Raw genomic sequence first — 18,731 nt, forward strand, 5'->3', positions numbered from 1 at the left:
ACGGCTGCGGCCGGTGCACGTCGGGGCGAGGTGCCGGATGAGCGTGATGACTGGGTGGCATCTTGATGCCACCCAGTCATCACGCTCATGGGGGCGTCCGCCCCGACCGACGTCACGCACAGTGACATGGCGGGGTCAGGCGACGACGGAGACCATTCGGCCCTTGACCACGATGACCTTGCGGGGCTCCTTGCCGGCCAGGGTGGCGGCCACCGCCTCCAGGGCCGCCGCGCGGACGGTCTCCTCGGTGGCGTCGGCGGGGACCTCGACGCGGCCACGGACCTTGCCGTTGACCTGCACCGGATAGGTCACCGTGTCGGCCACCAGCAGCGCCGGGTCGGCGGTCGGGAAGTCCGCGTACGTCAGCGAGGTGTCGTGGCCCAGCTTGCGCCACAGCTCCTCGGCCAGGTGCGGGGCGAACGGCGCCACCATCAGCACCAGCGGCTCGGCCACCTCGCGGGGCGTCGCCGCCAGCCCGGTCAGCCCGTTGGTCAGCTGGATCAGCTTGGCGATCGCCGTGTTGAACCGGATGCCGTCCATGTCGCCACGGACCCCGTCGATCACCGTGTGCAGCAGCCGGCGGGTCGTCTCGTCGGCCGGGTCCTCGGTGATCCGCAGCGCGCCGGTCTGCTCGTCGACGACGGCCCGCCAGACCCGCTGCAGGAACCGGTACGAGCCGACCACCGCCCGGGTCTCCCAGGGGCGGGACACCTCCAGCGGACCCATCGACATCTCGTACACCCGGAAGGTGTCCGCACCGTAGGCGGCGCACATGTCGTCGGGGGTCACCACGTTCTTCAGTGACTTGCCCATCTTGCCGTACTCGCGGTTGACCGCCAGGTCGCCCAGGTAGTAGGCGCCGTCGCGCTCCATGACCTCCTCGGCCTGCACGTAGCTGCCGCGCGAGTCGGTGTACGCGTACGCCTGGATCATGCCCTGGTTGAACAGTTTGCGGAACGGCTCGAACGACGACACGTGCCCCAGGTCGAACAGCACCTTGTGCCAGAACCGCGCGTACAGCAGGTGCAGCACGGCGTGCTCGGCGCCACCGACGTACAGGTCGGTGCCTCCGCAGTCGCCCTCGCCGCGCGGACCCATCCAGTACCGCTCGTTTTCCGCGTCGACGAACCGGTCACCGTTGGTCGGGTCCAGGTAGCGCAGCTCGTACCAGCAGGAGCCGGCCCACTGCGGCATCACGTTGGTTTCCCGGGTGTAGCGCTTCGGCCCGTCACCCAGGTCCAGCTCGACCTCGACCCAGTCGCGCCGCCGCGACAGCGGGGTCTCCGGGTTGCTGTCGGCGTCGTCGGCGTCGAACGTCTTCGGGGAGAAGTCGTCCACCTCCGGCAGCTCGACCGGCAGCATCTCCTCCGGCAGGGCGATGGCCGCGCCGGTCTCGTCGTAGACGATCGGGAACGGCTCGCCCCAGTAGCGCTGCCGGGAGAACAGCCAGTCGCGCAGCCGGTAGGTCACCGCGCCGGTGCCGTGCCCGTTCGCCTCCAGCCAGGCGATGATCGCCGCCTTGGCGTCGGCGACCCCCAGGCCGTTCAGGTCCAGGCCGCGCTCGGGTGCGGCGCTGTTGATGGCCGGGCCGTCCCCGGTGTACGCCTTGCCGTCGAAGCCCTCCGCCGGCTGCACGGTGCGCACGATGGGCAGCTCGAAGACCTCGGCGAACGCCCAGTCCCGTTCGTCCTGCGCCGGCACCGCCATGATCGCGCCGGTGCCGTAGCCGGCCAGCACGTAGTCGGCGATGAAGATCGGGATCTGCCCACCGGTGACCGGGTTGGTGGCGTACGCGCCGATGAAGACGCCGGTCTTCTCCTTGGTGTCGGACTGCCGCTCGACGTCGGTCTTGGCCGCGGCGGTCTTGCGGTACGCCTCGACGGCCGCCCGGGGGCTGGCGTGCCCGCCGGTCCAGGCGTCCCTCGTCCCGTCCGGCCAGGCGGCCGGCACCAGCGCGTCGACCAGCTCGTGCTCGGGCGCCAGCACCATGTAGGTGGCACCGAAGACGGTGTCCGGTCGGGTCGTGAACACCCGCACCGGCGCCTGCGCGGTGGGGAAGTCGATGTGCGCGCCCTGCGAGCGGCCGATCCAGTTGCGCTGCATCAGCTTGATCGGCTCGGGCCAGTCCAGGCTGTCCAGGTCGTCCAGCAGCCGGTCACCGTACGCGGTGATCCGCATCTTCCACTGCTTCAGGTTGCGCTTGAAGACGGGGAAGTTGCCCCGGTCGGAGCGGCCGTCGGCGGTGACCTCCTCGTTGGCCAGCACGGTGCCCAGCCCCGGGCACCAGTTCACCGGGGCGTGCGAGACGTACGCCAGGCGGTGGTCGTCGACGACCTGGCGGCGCTCGGCGACGCTCAGCTCGGCCCACGCGCGGCCGTCCGGGGTCTGCCGGTTGCCGCCCTCGAACTCGGCGATCAGCTCGGCGATCGGGCGGGCCTTACCGGCGTCGCGGTCGTACCAGGAGTTGAAGATCTGCAGGAAGATCCACTGGGTCCAGCGGTAGAAGTCGGTGTCGATGGTGGCCACCGACCGACGCTCGTCGTGCGCCAGCCCCAGCCGGCGCAGCTGCGCCTTGTACCGCTCGATGTTCGCCACGGTGGTGGTGCGCGGGTGGGTGCCGGTCTGCACCGCGTACTGCTCGGCGGGCAGGCCGAACGCGTCGAAGCCCATCGCGTGCAGCACGTTGCGACCGGCCATCCGCTGGTAGCGCGCGTAGCAGTCGGTGCCGATGTAGCCCAGCGGGTGGCCGACGTGCAGGCCGGCTCCGGACGGGTACGGGAACATGTCCAGCACGTACAGCTTGTCCGCGCCGGCGCGGGGGTGGGTCGGGTCGGCCAGCGGGCCGGTCGGGTTCGGTGCGTGGAAGGTGCCCTCGCGCGCCCAGATGTCCTGCCAACGGATCTCGATCTCGTCGGCCAGGGCCGCGGTGTACCGGAACGGGGGAATGTCGCCCGCCGGTGCGGCTGCCTCACTCATCGTCTCTCCTCGCTTCGCTTCGCTTCGTCTCGGCGGCGCCGGGCCGGGCCGGCGCCGGGCACAAAAATGCCCCTCGCACAGGAGGGGCCGCCGTGCTGTCGCTGGGATCAGCGCATCAGCACGGCCCGGTAAGAAGCAGGAAGACTCCGGCCATGTTCCGCAGTGTACCCCGCCGCCGGTCCGGCCTGCCGGCCCCCGGGGTGGGCCGGGCCGCGTCCCCCGACGTGGCGAATATCGGGGCGTAACCGACGGACCGCCTGCGGGGGTCGGCGATAACGACAAACATGGTTAGCCTGAGAGGCTAGTGAGAATCCTGCGGCAAACGAGGCTCGACGTCGCGAACCCAACGGCGGGTCCAGGTGCTCTCTACAGAGCTGCCGTGACGGCGACGAGGAGGAGGCCCGTGACACAACAGACCTGGGACGAGGTGGGCGGCCTACTGCCGCACGACGAGTTCCGCGCCGCCAGCGAGGCCATCGTGGCCAACATCGAGCAGGTCATCGAGGGTAAGACCGCCACCGTGCGGCTCGCCCTGGCCGTGTTGCTCGCCGAGGGTCACCTCCTGATCGAAGACGTCCCGGGTGTCGGCAAGACCAAGCTGGCCAAGGCCCTCGCGCGGTCCATCGACTGCACGGTACGACGGATCCAGTTCACCCCCGACCTGCTGCCCAGCGACGTCACCGGTGTCAGCGTCTACAACCAGGAGACGCACGACTTCGAGTTCCGTCCGGGTGCCGTCTTCGCCAACCTGGTGGTCGGCGACGAGATCAACCGGGCCTCGCCGAAGACCCAGTCGGCGCTGCTGGAGTGCATGGAGGAGCGGCAGGTCACCGTCGACGGCGTGACCTACCAACTGCAGACCCCGTTCATGGTGATCGCCACCCAGAACCCGATCGAGATGGAGGGGACCTACCCGCTGCCCGAGGCGCAGCGCGACAGGTTCACCGCCCGCATCGCGATGGGTTACCCGGACTCCAACGCCGAGCTGGCCATGCTCGACGGGCACGGCGCCGCCGACCCGCTGAACGAGCTGCGCGCGGTCTCCGACGCGGCCATCGTCCGGCAGCTCATCGCCACCGTCCGGCAGGTGCACGTGGCGGACGCGATCAAGCAGTACGCGATCGACCTGGTCACCGCCACCCGCGAGGCTCCCGACCTGCGGCTCGGCGCCTCCCCCCGGGCCACCCTGCAACTGCTGCGCACCGCCCGGGCGGTCGCCGCCCTGGAGGGCCGCGACTACGTGCTCCCCGACGACCTGCAGGCCCTGGCGGTGCCGGTGCTCGCACACCGGATCATCCCCACCGCCGACGCGCAGCTGGCCCGGCGCACCACCGACGCGATCGTCTCCGAGCTGGTGCACCGCCTGCCGCTGCCACACGACCGGCAGCGCAACCCGTACGACACCCGGCCCGCTTCCGGCAACGGCCGCGCGCCCTACGAGCCGCGGAGGCCATGACGTGCGTGCCGGGCTGCGCGGGCTGACCACCCGCGGGCGATCCTTCCTCGCCGCCGCGGTCGCCGCGGCGATCTCGGCCGGCATCCTCGGCGAGAAGGACCTGCTCCGGGTGGCTGTGCTGCTGGCCATCCTGCCGTTGCTGGCCGCCGCCTACGTTGGGCGCAGCCGCTACAAGCTGGCCTGCAACCGGTCACTGGACCCGCACCGGGTTCCGGTCGGTGCCAACTCCCGCGTGGTGCTGCGCCTGCAGAACCTCTCCCGGCTACCGACCGGCACCCTGCTGTTGGAGGACCGGCTGCCCTACGCGCTGGGCAGCCGGCCCCGGGTGGTGTTGGAGCGGCTCGGCGCGCACCAGGCCAGTTCCGTGGCGTACACCGTGCGGGCCGACGTGCGGGGCCGTTACGACGTGGGCCCGCTGGTGGTCCGGATAACCGACCCGTTCGGCCTCTGCGAGCTCACCCGTTCCTTCCCCAGCACCGACCACCTGACGGTCATCCCGCAGGTCACCCCGCTGCCGTCGGTCCGGCTCCCCGGGGAGTACGCGGGCAGCGGCGACAGCCGGGCCCGGTCGGTGGCGGTGCACGGCGAGGATGACGCGGCGACCCGGGAGTACCGGCGCGGCGACGATCTGCGCCGGGTGCACTGGAAGTCCACCGCCCGCACCGGCGAGCTGATGGTGCGCCGCGAGGAGCAGCCGTGGGAGAGCCGGGCCACTGTCGTTCTGGACACCCGGGCGTACGGCCACCGCGGCGAGGGGCCGACGGCCAGTTTCGAGTGGGCCGTCTCCGCCGCCGCGAGCGTCGCCGTCCACCTCCGGCAGGCCGGCTACAAGTTGCGTCTGGTCACCGGTTCGGGCGTCGATGTGGACGCGTCGGAGGCCGGCGGTGACGGGGCGCTGCTCGACCACCTCGCGGAGGTTCGCCTGGATCAGCGCGCCGAGGTGACAGGTCTCGTGCAGCGGGTCCGCCAGCGCGCCGACGGCGGGTTGATCATCGGGCTGTTCGGCACGGTGGGCACGGCCGAGGCCGAGCTGCTGGCCGGGCTGCGGGGCAACGGCGCCACCTGCATCGGGTTCCTGCTCAACAGCTCCACCTGGCTCAGCCTGCCGGAGAAGGCTCGGGCCGAGGCGGAGCACGCGCACGGCGCCGCCGTCCTCGCCATGGTGCAGAGTGGCTGGCGCGTCGTCGGTGTCGACCACGGTGCCCGGCTGCCGGCGCTGTGGCCGCAGGCTGGCCGGGGCTCCCAGGGCTTCGCCCTGCGCGCCGCGCTGGCCGAGACGGTCGCCGGCGGCGTGCGATGAACGGAAGGGTCCCCTCATGATCGCCAGTCGGCACATCGGCCTGGTGGCGGCCACGGCCACCCTGCTGGCCGCCGCGCCGCTGTCGGCCATCTTCCAGAGCTGGACATGGCTCGTCGAGTCCGTCATCGCGGTCGCCGTGGTGGCCGGAGCGGCCGCGCTGACCAGGCTCGTCCGGGCACCACTGTGGGGTCAGGTGCTGGGCATGCTGGCCGGCCTGCTCCTCGCCCTGACCTGGTTGTTCCCCAGCAACCAGGAGCTGTTTGCCATCCTGCCCACGCCGAGCACGTTCGCGCACTTCGCCGACCTGCTCACCGGCTCCATGCGGGACATGCGCTCGTACGGGGTCGAGGTCCCGGACACCGACCCGCTGCTGTTCATCGCCGTGCTCGGTGTCGGCGCGGTCGCCGTACTCGTGGATGTCCTGGCAGTGGGGCTGCGCCGGCCCGCGCTGGCGGGGTTGCCGATGCTCGCCATCTACTCGGTGCCGGTCGCCGTCTACGTCAACAGCGTCCCCGCGACGCCGTTCGTGGTGGGCGCCGCCGGTTACCTCTGGCTGCTGGTCACCGACAACGTCGACCGGGTCCGCAGGTTCGGGCGCCGGTTCACCGGCGACGGCCGCGACGTCGACGTGTGGGAGGCCTCACCGTTGGCGTCGGCCGGCCGTCGGCTCGCGGTGCTCGGGGTGGCGGTGGCGGTCGCCCTGCCGTTGGCGGTGCCCGGCATGAGCGGCGGGCTCCTCGACTCCCTCAGCCGGGGTCCGGGCAACGGCACCGGCAACGGCAACGGCTCGGGCGGCACGTCGGGTCGGATCGACCTGTTCGCCTCGCTCGCCGGTCAGCTCAACCAGTCCCAGGTGGCCGACCTGGTCAAGGTCACCACCTCCGAGCCCAACCCGTTCTACCTGCGCTACGCGGTCGCCGACGAGCTGCGCCAGACTGGTTTCCAGGCGCGTAACCCCACCGGCCGAGCGGTGAATCGAGACCTGCCCGACCCGGCCGAGCGGGCTCGCCCCGGCGTGCAGCAGACCACCTACCGGGCGACCGTCGAGGTCACCAAGAGCCTGAGCATGTCGCTGATGCCGGTGTACGCGGAGCCGGTACGCACCGACGACCTCAGCGGCAACTGGCTCTACGACCCCAACCAGCAGGTCGTCTTCTCCAACCGGGAAAACTCCCGAGGCCGGAAGTACTCCTTCGACTACGTCCGCTCGACGTACACGCCGGCGACGCTGCGGGCCACCCCACCGCTGCCGGCCGACCACCCCCTGAACCGGCAGATGACCGCCACCCCCGGGCCGGTGCCCGAGGTGGAGGAGCTGGTCAAGGGCCTGACCCAGGGCAAGCGCACCGACTACGACCGGGTGTTGGCGATCTACCAGCACTTCTCGGCCGACAACGGGTTCACCTACCGGCTCAGCACCGAGAGCGGCAGCAGCGGGCAGGACATCGTCAACTTCCTCACCAACAAGGTCGGCTACTGCCAGCAGTACGCGGCCGCGATGGCGTGGCTGGTCCGCTCGGCGGGCATCCCGGCCCGGGTGGCGTTCGGGTTCACCAACGGCAGCAAGCGCGACGGTCAAACCTACACGTTGACCAACCTCAACCTGCACGCCTGGACCGAGGTCTTCTTCGACGGGGTCGGCTGGGTGCCGTTCGACGCCACCCCGACGTACGGGGTGCCGGGGTCCACCCGCTCGGCCTGGGCACCGGACACTGACGCGCCGGAACCAGCCACCCCGGGCACCGGCGTCACGGACACCCCGGCGGGCCCCGAGGCGTCGGCCGGTCCGGCCGGGCCCGACAACGCCGACCGGGACGTCGACGACGGGCTGGCCCTGGGCGGCACCACGCCGGCCGAGCAGCCGCCGGTCTGGCCCTGGTGGGCGGCAGGTCTGCTGGCCCTGCTGGCACTGCTCGCCATCCCCGCGCTGCGCCGGCTGGCGCTGCGCCGCAAACGGGGTGGCCAGCCGGCGAGCGCCGCCGTGGCCTCCCCAGCGGCCGTCGACGACGGCGTCGAGCCGGGGACGCGTGTGGTGGTGGTCGGCGTGGACGCCGACCGGGCCCGCGCGGACGCACACGCCGCCTGGGCCGAGCTGCTCGACACGATGGTGGACTTCCGGGTTCCGGTCGACCTGACCGAGACGCCCAGGGCGACCGCGGACCGGCTGGTCCGCGACACCCTCGGCGATGACAGCGCCGCGACTGGGTCGGCGCGGCTGCTCGGCCAGGCGGAGGAGCGGGCCCGCTACGCACGGGACCCGCTGACCGGTGAGCGGCTGTTGCCGGCACTCCGCGCGGTCCGTGGGGCGCTCGCCGCACAGGCAGACCGACGCACCCGCCTGGTCGCCGCCGTACTGCCACCGTCGGTGCTGCTGCGCTGGCGTACCACCCTGGCGGACACGTCCGGCCGCATGGCGGCCTTGACTGGGCGAGCCCGGTACCGGTTGCTGCGCTGGAACCCTCGACGGCTGTTGGCCGACCGAGCGGCCCGCTGACCTGTTCAGCTGACCAACGCCCGTTGACGGCGGGGGTGGCGGTCCACCGGCCGCCACCCCACCCGAACGCCCGCCCAGCCGGCAGCCCGGCCAGCCCGTCTCGCCCGACAGCTCGCCCCACCCCCGGCAGCGGCGCCGCCGCCTCCGGATCCCCGCCGACTCCTTGATCAGGTGATGAAAAGTAGTTCTGGGAGGCTCGTCAGACCTACTTTTCATCACCTGATCAAGGCCACGCGGGCTCGGCGCAGGAGCAACGCCACGCGGGTTGATCACTTGATAGGGCGCGCGGGTACCACGGAGGTCGCCGGGGCTGTGCCCGGCGACCCGCTCGTCGCGGCGTACGGCCCGCCTCAGCGGCGGGACTGGCTCAGCGGTGCCCCTCCGGGCGCTGCCGCCACCTGTCCTCCATGCGGTCCAGGATCGACGACCGGCGACCGGATCGGCCACCACGCGGACGGCGACGACTCGTCGTCCCGCCCACCACGTGCAGGTCGGGTGACTGCGCCCGCCGGTGCGACTGCACCGCGTACGCGGCCGACGCCAGCATGACGACAAAGCCCGCCACCGCCAGCGGTGGAGTCTTGATCACCGCGCCATAGACCAGTAGAGCCAAGCCAGCGATGACGACGCCGGCGGCGACGAGCAGGCGACGCCGCGCGTGAAAGCGCGGATCGCTGGCGCGCACGGCCGAGGCGAATTTGGGGTCCTCGGCAAGCGACCGCTCGATCTGCTCGAACAGCCGCTGCTCGTGCTCCGAGAGCGGCACGGCACTCCTCCCCGGTCACGTTGGTCGGGCCCACTCGGGCCGACAGACCGTGGCAGCCATCCGACTGCTTACCCGCAAGTCTACGAGGGGGGTCGCGCGTCGGAAAGCGGGACGACCTACGGGTGGGGTGGATTTTCCTTTCGTTGGGCGTCACGGTCGCCCATCAGACTGGCCGGACCTATGACGGACCGCCCGAATCGGGCAGCGGCGGCGTCGGCGGCAGCTTCCGCCTCCCGCCAACCACGCTCGGGCGCGCCGAGGGTGAGCTGCCGGGGAGCGCCCTGCGCCGTGCTGAGCCCCTCCACCCGGACGCCGACGAGCCGGATTCGCTCGCCCGGGTCCAGTGCGGTGTAGAGCGCCCAGACCGTGTCGAACATCTCGCGGGCGGTGTCGGTGGGCACGTCGAGGGTGCGGGAGCGGCTGACGGTGCGGAAGTCGGCCAGCCGCACCTTGAGCGCGACGGTGCGCCCGACCTGCCCGGAGCCTCGCAGCCGGACGCCGACCTTCGCGCTGAGCGCGAGCAACGCCCGGCGGATCTCCAACGGGTCGGCCACGTCGACGTCGAACGTCACCTCGGCGCCGATCGACTTGTCGACGTGCTCGGGGCTGACCCGGCGCGGGTCCCGGCCCCAGGCCAGCTCGTGCAGGTGGGCCGCCGACGCCGCGCCGACCGCCTTGCGGAGCATGCCCAGCGGGGCTTCGGCGAGGTCGCCCACGGTGGCCAGGCCGAGCCTGCGCAGCGCCTCGGCGGCGCGCTCCCCCACCCCCCAGAGCGCGTCCACCGGCAGCGGGTGCAGGAAGTCGAGCACCTGCCCCGAGGGCACCACCAGCAAACCGTCGGGCTTGGCCCGGGTGGAGCCGAGCTTGGCCACGAACTTGCTCGGCGCCACCCCGACCGAACAGGTCAGCGCCTGCTCGTCGGCGACCCGTCGGCGGATCAGCCGGGCGATGGCGGCCGGAGAACCGAAGAGTCGACGGGCGCCGCTCACGTCGAGGAACGCCTCGTCGAGGGAGAGCGGCTCGACCAGCGGGGTGACGTCCCGGAAGATCTGCATCACCGCCCGGGAGGCTGCGGTGTAGGCGCTGAACTCCGGTGGCAGGTAGACCGCGTGGGGGCAGCGCGCCCGGGCCTGGCTGGTCGGCATCGCGCTGCGGACGCCGTAACGGCGGGCCTCGTAGCTGGCCGAGCTGACCACACCGCGCGGCCCGACACCGCCGACGATGACCGGCCGGCCGCGTAACTCGGGCCGGCGGCGCACCTCGACGGCGGCGAAGAAGGCGTCCATGTCGACGTGCAGGATCGGGCTGCCGGTGTCGTCGGCATCCGGCCCGAAGCGCGGATCGCCGCCCCGGGGCAACGATTGACTGCGGCCCATCCCGGCAGGTTAACCCGGAGGTACGACATCCCCAGCGGCCGGCGAGCCGGACCGTACGCCGGTCAGCCGCGTACGACCAGCAGTGGCACGGTCAGCTCGGCCGCGGTGTCCGAGCCGTGGTAGGCCACCAGCTTCGACGCCATCGGCCGCTCGGTGCGGCTGGCCATGACCGCGTAGGTGTCGTTGCAGGTCACCACCACGTCGCCGATCCGGGCGAGGTGTTCCTCGGGCACCGGCCCGAACCAGCCGGTGGCCACCACCTCGTCGCGGGTGCGTACCCGTGCGGCGTCGCCGAGCACCGTCGACCAGACGGCCACCACGTCGTCGAGTGCGCCCGGTGCGACGTGCAGGTAGCGCACCCGGGCCTCGCCGGCGACCACCCGGATCCCGTCGCGCAGTCGGGGATCGGTGTCCAGGTCGAATCGGTGCGTGGCGGGAATGTCGAGCTGACCGTGGTCGGCGGTCACCAGCAGGGCCGCGTCCGGCGGCAGACCGTCGACCAGTCGGGCGACAAGCGCGTCTACCTCGGTGGCGGCGTCCCGCCAGGGCACCGAGTCGACGCCGCTGACGTGGCCGTGCCGGTCCAGGTCGGCGTGGTAGCCGGAGACCAGGGTCGGCCCGGAGCCGGCGGCCAGCGCGGCCAGCATGGCGGCGGCCACCGCGTCCCCGCCGGCGGCGCCCCGGAAGTCGCCGCCCCGGTTGGCGGCCACTGTCAATCCGCTGCCGCCGAACTCCGGCCGACTCACCACTGTCGTCGTTACCCCGGCGGCGCGGGCGCGCTCGAGTTGGGTGGTCACCGGCTGCCAGCTCAGCGGCGACGGGTCCCCGGACCAGTCGGTGTGGGTGAGCACCCGGTCCCTGCCGGGCACCCGCACGGTGAAGCCGAGCACCCCGTGCGCGCCGGGCGGTACGCCGGTGCCCAGCGACACCAGGCTGGTCGGGGTGGTGGACGGGAAACCGGCGATGAGCGGACGGCCCACCGTCGCGGCGAGCCCGGCGAGCGTCGGCGCGTACGGGGCGGCGGTGGGCAACTGGTACCAGCCGAGCCCGTCGACGAGCAGCACGGCGATCCGGCGCACCCCGGGCAGCGCGGGCGCCAGCCCGAGTGGGTCGGCCGAGCCGGGCACGCCCAGCACGGCGAGCGCGCTGGGCAGCACCTCGGCGAGACGGCCGCCGCCGTGCTCCGGCCCGAGGATCGCCAGTGGCGCCGGGGTCGGCGAGTCGCTCATGCCGGCCGGCGGGCGAACAGGTGCAGCTGGGCGGCCAGGTCCCGGTACGGCGGTTGGGCGGCCAGTACGCGTTCCAACTCGACCACCGCGGCCTGCTGCCCGTCGGCGACCGCGGCCGGCAGCAGGTCGGCCAGCACGCGTACCCCGTGGATCTCCTCGACCACCAGCCCGGCGGCGCCGAGCAGCGCGGCGGCGCCGGGGGCGTCGTAGCGCCGGCGCAGTGTGTCACGCGGCCCGGCGGTGCCGGCCGGATCGGCGGCCAGGGCGGTCGCGACGTCCAGGTGCCCGTTTATGGCCCGGCCGAGCACGGCGGCGGCCCGGCCGGCCACCAGGACGCTGGCGGCCCCGCCGGGACGCAACGCGGTGGCCAACGCGGTCACCACCGGCGTCGGGTCGTCGACCACCTCCAGCACGGCGTGGCAGAGCACCAGGTCGACGCCGGCCGGCTCGACCAGCCCGGTGAGGGCGTCGCCGTCGCCCTGCACGGCGTCGATTCGGTCGGCCACCCCGGCCTCGGCGGCGCGGCGGGTGAGCGCCGCGAGGGCGTCGGGGCTGGCGTCGACCACTGTGACGCGGTGCCCGGCGCGGGCCAGCGGGACGGCGAAACCGCCGGTGCCGCCGCCCACGTCCAGCACGGTCAGCTCGGCGTCGCCGCGCCGGTCCAGTTCGGCGCGGAGCACCGACCAGATCACGGCGGTACGGGGTGTCAGCGGCGGCTCGGCGAACCGGCCTCGGGTCTGCTCCACCCGGTCGAGCCTAGTGGGTCAGGAGTCGGTGCCCTCGGCCTCGTCCTCGGCCCGGGACCGGCGTTCGTTGGCCACCGGCCCGTTTGTCACCTCGTACTCGCGAGGGTCGGCGAGGTGCGCCGGCACCCAGCCGGTGCCCAGCCGGGTCCGCCGGGCGTTGGCGATTCCACCGGTGTACGCGTGATTGCCCTTCACTGTCATTCCCCCTCACGGATCACGGGCCGCTCTGCCCGCTCAGGACGAGTCTCCCGCTCGACGGCGCGAGAAACCGTAATGTGGATCACTCTCCTAACGGAAGTCACGGGAGGCGGGGCTGACCGGCGGTTCGATGGCGTCCAGCCGGTCGGCGACCAGGTTGGTCACCCCCTCGTGCCGCTGCAACCGCCCCCGGACCACGAGCGCCGCGCTGGTGCGAGCCACCCGCCGGTAGCGCTGCCACAGCCCCGGCGAGCAGGTGATGTTGAGCATCCCGGTCTCGTCCTCCAGGTTGAGGAAGGTGACCCCACCCGCCGTCGCCGGGCGTTGCCGGTGGGTGACGATGCCACCGACCCGGATCCGTTGGCCGGGCTCCACCCGACCCAGCCGGGCGATCGGCACCGCGCCGAGCACGTCGAGCTGCCCCCGGATGAACCGGGCCGGATGGCTCTCCGGGGACAGCCCGGTGGCCCACACGTCGGCGACCAGCCGGTCCACCGCCTCCATCCCGGGCAGCGTGGGCGCCGCCGCGCCGGTCACCGTGCCGGGCAGCCGGCCCGGCCGGTCCTGGGCCGCCGCGCCGGCGGCCCAGAGCGCCTCCCGCCGGGTCAGCCCGAAACAGGCGAAGGCGTCCGCGGTGGCCAGCGCCTCCAGCTGCGCCGCGGTGAGACCGACCCGCCGGGCCAGATCAGACATGTCGCGGTACGCCCCGCCGGCCGCCCGCTCGGCCGCGATCCGCTCGGCCACGTCGGCGCCGAGGGTACGCACACCGGACAGCCCCAGCCGGACGGCCGGGCCGCCCAGCCCCCAGGCGTGCGGTGGCTCCCCCGGCCCGCTGCCCCACCGGGTGTCCGGGGTGGACTCCAACACCGCCACCGCCCCGCTGGCGTTGATGTCCGGGCGGCGAACCTCCACCCCGTGCCGGCGGGCGTCGTCGACAAGTGTCTGCGGGGAGTAGAAGCCCATCGGCTGGGCGTTGAGCAGCGCCGCCAGGAACGGCGCCGGGTGGTAGCGCTTGAGCCAGGAGCTGGCGTACACCAGGTAGGCGAAGCTCATCGCGTGGCTCTCCGGGAAGCCGTAGCTGGCGAACGCGGTGAGCTTGCGGTAGACGTCGTCGGCCAGCTCGCCGGTGATGCCCCGCTCGGCCATCCCGGCGTAGAGTCGGTCGGCGATGCGGGTCATCCGCTCGACCGAGCGTTTGGCGCCCATCGCCCGGCGCAGTTGGTCGGCCTCGGCCGCGTCGAAGCCGGCCAGGTCGATGGCGAGCTGCATCAACTGCTCCTGGAACAGCGGCACACCCAGGGTCTTCTCCAGGGCGTTGCGCATCAGCGGGTGCGCGAACGTCACCGGCTCCTGGCCGTTCTTGCGCCGGATGAACGGGTGCACCGAACCACCCTGGATCGGGCCGGGCCGGATCAGCGCCACCTCCACCACCAGGTCGTAGAACTCGCGGGGCTTGAGCCGGGGCAGGGTGGCCATCTGGGCGCGGCTCTCCACCTGGAACACCCCCACCGAGTCGGCCCGGCAGAGCATGTCGTAGACCTCCGGGTCGTCCAGCGTCATGTCGCCCAGGTCGAGGCTCTCGCCGATCATGTCGTAGCCGTAGTGCAGGGCGGAGAGCATGCCCAGCCCGAGCAGGTCGAACTTGACCAGGCCGACCGCGGCGCAGTCGTCCTTGTCCCACTGGAGCACGCTGCGCCCGGGCATCCGCCCCCACTCCACCGGGCAGACCTCGATCACCGGCCGGTCGCAGATCACCATGCCGCCGGAGTGGATGCCCAGGTGCCGGGGGAACGTCTGCAACTCGTTGGCGTACTCCACCACCTGCTCGGGGATGTTCTCGACGTCGACCGTGGCGACCGAGCCCCACCTGTCGATCTGCTTGCTCCAGGCGTCCTGCTGCCCGGGTGAGAAGCCGAACGCCTTGGCCACGTCCCGCACCGCCGACCGGGGCCGGTAGGAGATGACGTTGGCGACCTGGGCGGCGTGTTCCCGGCCGTAGCGGGTGTAGACGTGCTGGATCACCTCCTCCCGACGGTCGGACTCGATGTCCACGTCGATGTCCGGTGGACCGTCCCGTTCCGGGGCGAGGAACCGCTCGAAGAGCAGCCGGTGCCGGACCGCGTCCACATTGGTGATCCGCAACGCGTAGCAGACCGCCGAGTTGGCCGCCGACCCCCGACCCTGGCAGTAGATGTCCTGCTCGCGGCAGAACGCGACGATGTCGTAGACCACCAGGAAGTAGCCGGGGAAACCCAGCTCCTCGATCATGTTGAGCTCGTGGTCGAGCTGCGCGTACGCCGTCGGGTGCGCCTGCGGCGGCCCGTAGCGCTCGTGTGCCCCGTCGGCGGTCAGCTTGCGCAGCCAGCTCATCTCGGTGTGCCCCGGCGGCACCGGGTACGCCGGCAGCTGCGGCGCGACCAGGTGGAGGTCGAACGCCAACTCGGCACCGAACTCGGCGGCCCGCGCCACCGCACCCGGGTACGCGGCGAACCGGGCCGCCATCTCCGCGCCGCTGCGCAGGTGGGCGGTGGCCGCCGCGGGCAGCCAACCGTCGATCTCGTCCAGGCTGCGGCGGGCCCGGACGGCGGCGACGGTGGTGGCCAGCCGACGCCGGCCGGGGCTGGCGTAGTGCACGTTGTTGCTGGCCACCGTCGGCAGCCCGGCCTCGGCGGCCAGCTCGGCGAGCGCGTCGTTGCGGTCGGCGTCGATCGGATGGCCGTGGTCGGTCAGCTCCACCGCGACCGTCTCCGCGCCGAAGAGCGCGGTCAGCCGGTCCAACTCGCGGGCCGCCGCGTCCACCCCTTCGGTGAGCAGCGCCCCCGGCACGTGCCCCTTGCGGCAGCCGGTCAGCACCAGCACGTGGTCACGCAGCTCGGCGGCGACCTCCTCCAGCTCCCCGTAGACCGGGCGGCCCTTCTCCCCGCCGCGGAGCTGGGCGCGGGCGATGGTGGTGGCCAGCCGGGCGTACCCCTCGTGGCCGTGCGCGAGCACCAGCAGGTGCGCGCCGTGCGGGTCGGGTTCGCCGTTCTGCGGGCCGGGCAGCCCGAGGGACAGCTCCGCGCCGAAGATGGTCGGCAGGCCCAGCGTGCGGGCCGCCTCGGCGAAGCGGACCACCCCGTAGAAACCGTCGTGATCGGTGACGGCGAGCGCGGTGAGCCCCAGCCGGGCCGCCTCCTCGGCCAGCTCCTCCGGATGGCTGGCGCCGTCGAGGAAGCTGAAGTTGGTGTGCGCGTGCAGCTCCGCGTAGGGCACCACACCGTCGGGGCGGGTCAGCTCGGGTGGCTGGTACCGCTCGCGGTGGCGACTCCAGGCCGGGGAGTCGCCCCCGTCGGCGTCCACGGCGAGCGGGTCCACCACGTGCAGGTGCCGCTCCTCGCGCGACCGCCCGCCGGAGCCACCGTCGGCCCGCCCGGAGAGCACCCGCTCCAGCTCCGACCAGGGCATCTTGGGGTTGTGGAAGCTCACCTGGCCGCCACCTCGCCCGGCCAGAGCGTGATCGACTCGACCTCCTGAAAATCGGGCGGTCCGCACAGGCGGGACACCGCGGTTTTCAGGATGTCGAGTCGATCACGGCCAGGGGACGTGTGCTCAGTCATAGATCGCCTCCACCAGCCACTGCCCGGCCTCGACGGCGAGCAGCAGAGCGGTGCCGTCGGCGAGGCCGACCTGGAACCGGGCCCGACGGCGGGCCTCGGCCGGGGCCCACCACCGCTCGTCCACCGGCCACGGGCCGACCCAGCCGACGATCTCCGCCGGCCGGCCGGTGCCGACCACCAGCCGGGCCGGCGGAGCGCTCACCGCCAGCCGCGCGCTGATCACCACCGGCTCGCCGGCGGCGTCGTGCACGGTCGCGGCGAGTGGGCTGGGCAGCACCACCGCCGGCGCCGGCGCCGGGAGTCGTCCGGGCCACGGCGGCACCCCGCCCGTGCCGGGAGCAGCAGGCCGACCGGCACCGACGGCCCGGGCAGCGCCGCTGGCGCTCGCCTCACCGGCCAACGGCGCCGGGCCGGAACGCGCAACCGCCTCACCCGACAACGACGCCGAACCGGAACGCGCAACCGCCTCACCCGACAACGACGCCGAACCAGAACGCGCAACCGCATCACCCGACAACGACGCCGGGCCGAAACGCGCGACCGCCTCGCCGGGCAGCGGTGCCGGGCCGGGACGGGCGGGTAGGCGTTCGTCGCCCCACGGCACCAGTCGCACCTGGTCGGCCGGGGAGCGCCCACCGCCGAGCACGGCGGTGACCACCGCCTCCGGGCCGAGGATGCCCTGCACGCGGCTCAACGCCCGGTGTGCCCGTTCCCGCTCCTCGCCGGTCTCCCCCCACAGGCCGGCCTGCAGACCGGCCTGGGCGATCACCCCGTCCGGGACCAGCCGCAACCGGATGATGCCGGCCGTCGGCCGGGCCGGTCGGGCGCCGGTACGCCCGCTGCTGCCGGAGAGCCAACCGTCGAGCTGCCAGCGCACCCGGTCGGCGATGGCGGCGGCGGTGAGCAGGCCATCGTGACGCCACACCCGGTGCAGCTCCTGACCGTGCTCGGTGACCGCCTCGATGCCGAGCCGGGTGCAGGCCAGCCCGTGCCCGGCCAGCCCCTCGTGCAACTGCTCGGCCAACGCGCGGCCCGCGAACGCCGCCGCGTCGACCCGGTCGATCGGCTCGTCGTAGTCGGCGGTCACCGTGAGGTCGGCCGGTGGCTGGCGGACGGCGAGCGGGCGGTGGTCGCGACCGGCCGCGAGCCGGTGGGCCAGCGCACCGTCGAACCCGAACCGGGCCAACACGTCGCCGGCGGGCAACGCGGCGAAGTCGCCGAGACTACGCACCCCCAGGCGGCGCAGCAGGTCGGCCAACGCCGACCGGCCGAGCGCCTCGACCGGCAACCCGGCCAGGAACTCCGGTGTCCCGCCCGGTGCCACCACCCGACCGGCGCGGGCGGCCAACCCGGCCGCGAACACCCCGTCGGCGATGCCGACCTGGCTCTCCACCAGGCACGACTGGGCGACGTGCTCGATGATCCGCTCGGCGGCCGCCTCCTCGCCGCCGAGGTAACGGCCCGGCCCCCGGGCGGCCACCGCGCAGGCACCCGGACGGACCACCTCCACACCGGCGACCAACTCCTCCACCGCGGCGACCACCGGCTCGAACGCCCGGGCGTCGCGGCCCGGGTCGTACTCCACGACGGTGAGTTGCGGGCACCGACCCTGCGCCTCCCGTTTGCGCAGGCCTCGGCGCACCCCCTCGGCGCGGGCCCGCTCGGAGCAGGCGACCACCCGGTTGGCGTGCAGCACGGCGACCGGGCCGGTCGCCGGCACCCCGTCGACGATCTCGGCGGCGAGCACCGGCCAGTCCGGGCACCACAGCAGCAGGGTGCGTGGCGGAGAACCGGTCACCCCCGACCGACCAGGGCGAGCGGCGTGGCCGGTCGGCCCACGGTCGACGGCACCGTGCGGGGAATGACCCGGGTCAGCTCGTCCCCCGGGAGCCAGACCTTGATCTCCTTGGGTCGGGCGGCTGCCCCGCGCCCGCGCGCCGAGACGGTGACCTCCCGGCGGCGCAGCCGCCCCCGGCCCTGGCCGAGCCCTTCCCACACTCCACGGACCACCTGCAGTGTCACGTCCGCGCCGTCCCACCGGCCGTACGGGACGAGCACGCTGCCGCGCTGCCGAGCCCGGGCGGCCAACCGGGTGGCGACCGAGGCGGAGACCGTGGCCGGCACGGTGGTGACCACCACGTCCACCCCGTCGATCAGCGCGGCGACCACGGTGGCCCACTCGGGGCCGGGATTCGGAATCAGGGCCAACCGGTCCAGGGCGATGCCCAACTCGGCGGCCGCCCCCGCACCGAACGTCGGCACGCCGACCACTGCGCACCACGAGCCGGCCCGGGACGCCTCGGCGAGCAGTGCCAGCATCAGCGAGGTGCCGCCGCTGCGCTGGGGCTGGCCGGCGGCGACCGCGATGGTGCTCCCCCGGCGCAGGCCCCGGTTGGGCAGCAGACCGGTCAGCTCGGGTGCCACCGGCAGCACCCGGTGGCCACCGACCTGGTCGGGTGCGCTCGCCGGGCGCACCAGATCGGCAAGTGCGGCGGAACCGACCACCATGCGGCCCGCCATTGGACCAACCCCCCGTCATTGCTGCTGCTGTGGATCACATTCAGGACCGGCACGCCGTGCCACCGGCCGCCCGG

13 protein-coding genes are annotated in these 18,731 nt (G+C 73.4%); 3 read left to right on the top strand and 10 right to left on the bottom strand.

What is annotated here, in order from left to right:
• Positions 1 to 135 precede the first annotated feature (135 nt).
• A complete protein-coding gene (gene leuS / locus AB0B14_RS19955) occupies positions 136 to 2,976 on the bottom strand; it encodes a leucine--tRNA ligase (RefSeq protein ID WP_357069521.1) in 2,841 nt (946 codons plus the stop codon).
• A 403-nt stretch (positions 2,977 to 3,379) separates the two neighbouring features.
• Here leuS and AB0B14_RS19960 point away from each other — a divergent pair, with 403 nt between their 5' ends.
• The 3 genes from AB0B14_RS19960 to AB0B14_RS19970 are packed head-to-tail and all read left to right on the top strand — an operon-like array spanning position 3,380 to position 8,226.
• On the top strand, positions 3,380 to 4,432 hold the full coding sequence (locus AB0B14_RS19960; RefSeq protein WP_357069519.1) for a MoxR family ATPase: 1,053 nt from the start codon (positions 3,380 to 3,382) through the stop codon (positions 4,430 to 4,432).
• Between the two features lies 1 nt (position 4,433).
• Positions 4,434 to 5,732, top strand: a complete 1,299-nt coding sequence (locus AB0B14_RS19965) for a DUF58 domain-containing protein (RefSeq protein ID WP_357069517.1) — start codon at positions 4,434 to 4,436, stop codon at positions 5,730 to 5,732.
• Between the two features lie 16 nt (positions 5,733 to 5,748).
• Positions 5,749 to 8,226 (top strand): DUF3488 and transglutaminase-like domain-containing protein, encoded by a 2,478-nt coding sequence (locus tag AB0B14_RS19970; protein WP_357523450.1) that lies wholly within the window; start codon positions 5,749 to 5,751, stop codon positions 8,224 to 8,226.
• Positions 8,227 to 8,593: 367 nt separating this feature from the next.
• On the opposite strand, the gene AB0B14_RS19975 is transcribed toward AB0B14_RS19970, so the two are convergent.
• From AB0B14_RS19975 to AB0B14_RS20015, 9 genes are all read right to left on the bottom strand, one after another.
• Complete coding sequence (locus AB0B14_RS19975; RefSeq protein ID WP_357069513.1) at positions 8,594 to 8,992, bottom strand: DUF3040 domain-containing protein; 399 nt, start codon at positions 8,990 to 8,992, stop codon at positions 8,594 to 8,596.
• A 116-nt stretch (positions 8,993 to 9,108) separates the two neighbouring features.
• Positions 9,109 to 10,368: a DNA polymerase IV gene (locus AB0B14_RS19980; protein WP_357069511.1), complete on the bottom strand. Its 1,260-nt coding sequence runs from the start codon at positions 10,366 to 10,368 to the stop codon at positions 9,109 to 9,111.
• A 62-nt stretch (positions 10,369 to 10,430) separates the two neighbouring features.
• The gene (locus tag AB0B14_RS19985) at positions 10,431 to 11,597 is read right to left on the bottom strand and encodes a nucleotide pyrophosphatase/phosphodiesterase family protein (protein WP_357523452.1); all 1,167 of its coding nucleotides are present in this window, start codon (positions 11,595 to 11,597) and stop codon (positions 10,431 to 10,433) included.
• On the bottom strand, positions 11,594 to 12,343 hold the full coding sequence (locus tag AB0B14_RS19990) for a methyltransferase domain-containing protein (protein WP_357069507.1): 750 nt from the start codon (positions 12,341 to 12,343) through the stop codon (positions 11,594 to 11,596). Before AB0B14_RS19990 ends, AB0B14_RS19985 begins: the two co-directional genes overlap by 4 nt.
• An 18-nt stretch (positions 12,344 to 12,361) precedes the next feature.
• Positions 12,362 to 12,538: a hypothetical protein gene (locus AB0B14_RS19995; protein ID WP_357069505.1), complete on the bottom strand. Its 177-nt coding sequence runs from the start codon at positions 12,536 to 12,538 to the stop codon at positions 12,362 to 12,364.
• 93 nt (positions 12,539 to 12,631) lie between these two features.
• Entirely contained in the window at positions 12,632 to 16,006 is a 3,375-nt protein-coding gene (locus tag AB0B14_RS20000) for an error-prone DNA polymerase (RefSeq protein WP_357523453.1), read from the bottom strand.
• Positions 16,003 to 16,137, bottom strand: a complete 135-nt coding sequence (locus tag AB0B14_RS20005; protein ID WP_357069501.1) for a hypothetical protein — start codon at positions 16,135 to 16,137, stop codon at positions 16,003 to 16,005. Before AB0B14_RS20005 ends, AB0B14_RS20000 begins: the two co-directional genes overlap by 4 nt.
• Positions 16,130 to 17,935, bottom strand: a complete 1,806-nt coding sequence (locus tag AB0B14_RS20010; RefSeq protein WP_357523455.1) for a DNA polymerase Y family protein — start codon at positions 17,933 to 17,935, stop codon at positions 16,130 to 16,132. Before AB0B14_RS20010 ends, AB0B14_RS20005 begins: the two co-directional genes overlap by 8 nt.
• Complete coding sequence (locus AB0B14_RS20015; protein ID WP_357523457.1) at positions 17,932 to 18,657, bottom strand: hypothetical protein; 726 nt, start codon at positions 18,655 to 18,657, stop codon at positions 17,932 to 17,934. The genes AB0B14_RS20010 and AB0B14_RS20015 overlap by 4 nt, the downstream gene beginning before the upstream one ends.
• Positions 18,658 to 18,731: the final 74 nt, after the last annotated feature.

The organism is Micromonospora sp. NPDC049171, assembly GCF_040648275.1.
Taxonomy (GTDB): domain Bacteria; phylum Actinomycetota; class Actinomycetes; order Mycobacteriales; family Micromonosporaceae; genus Micromonospora.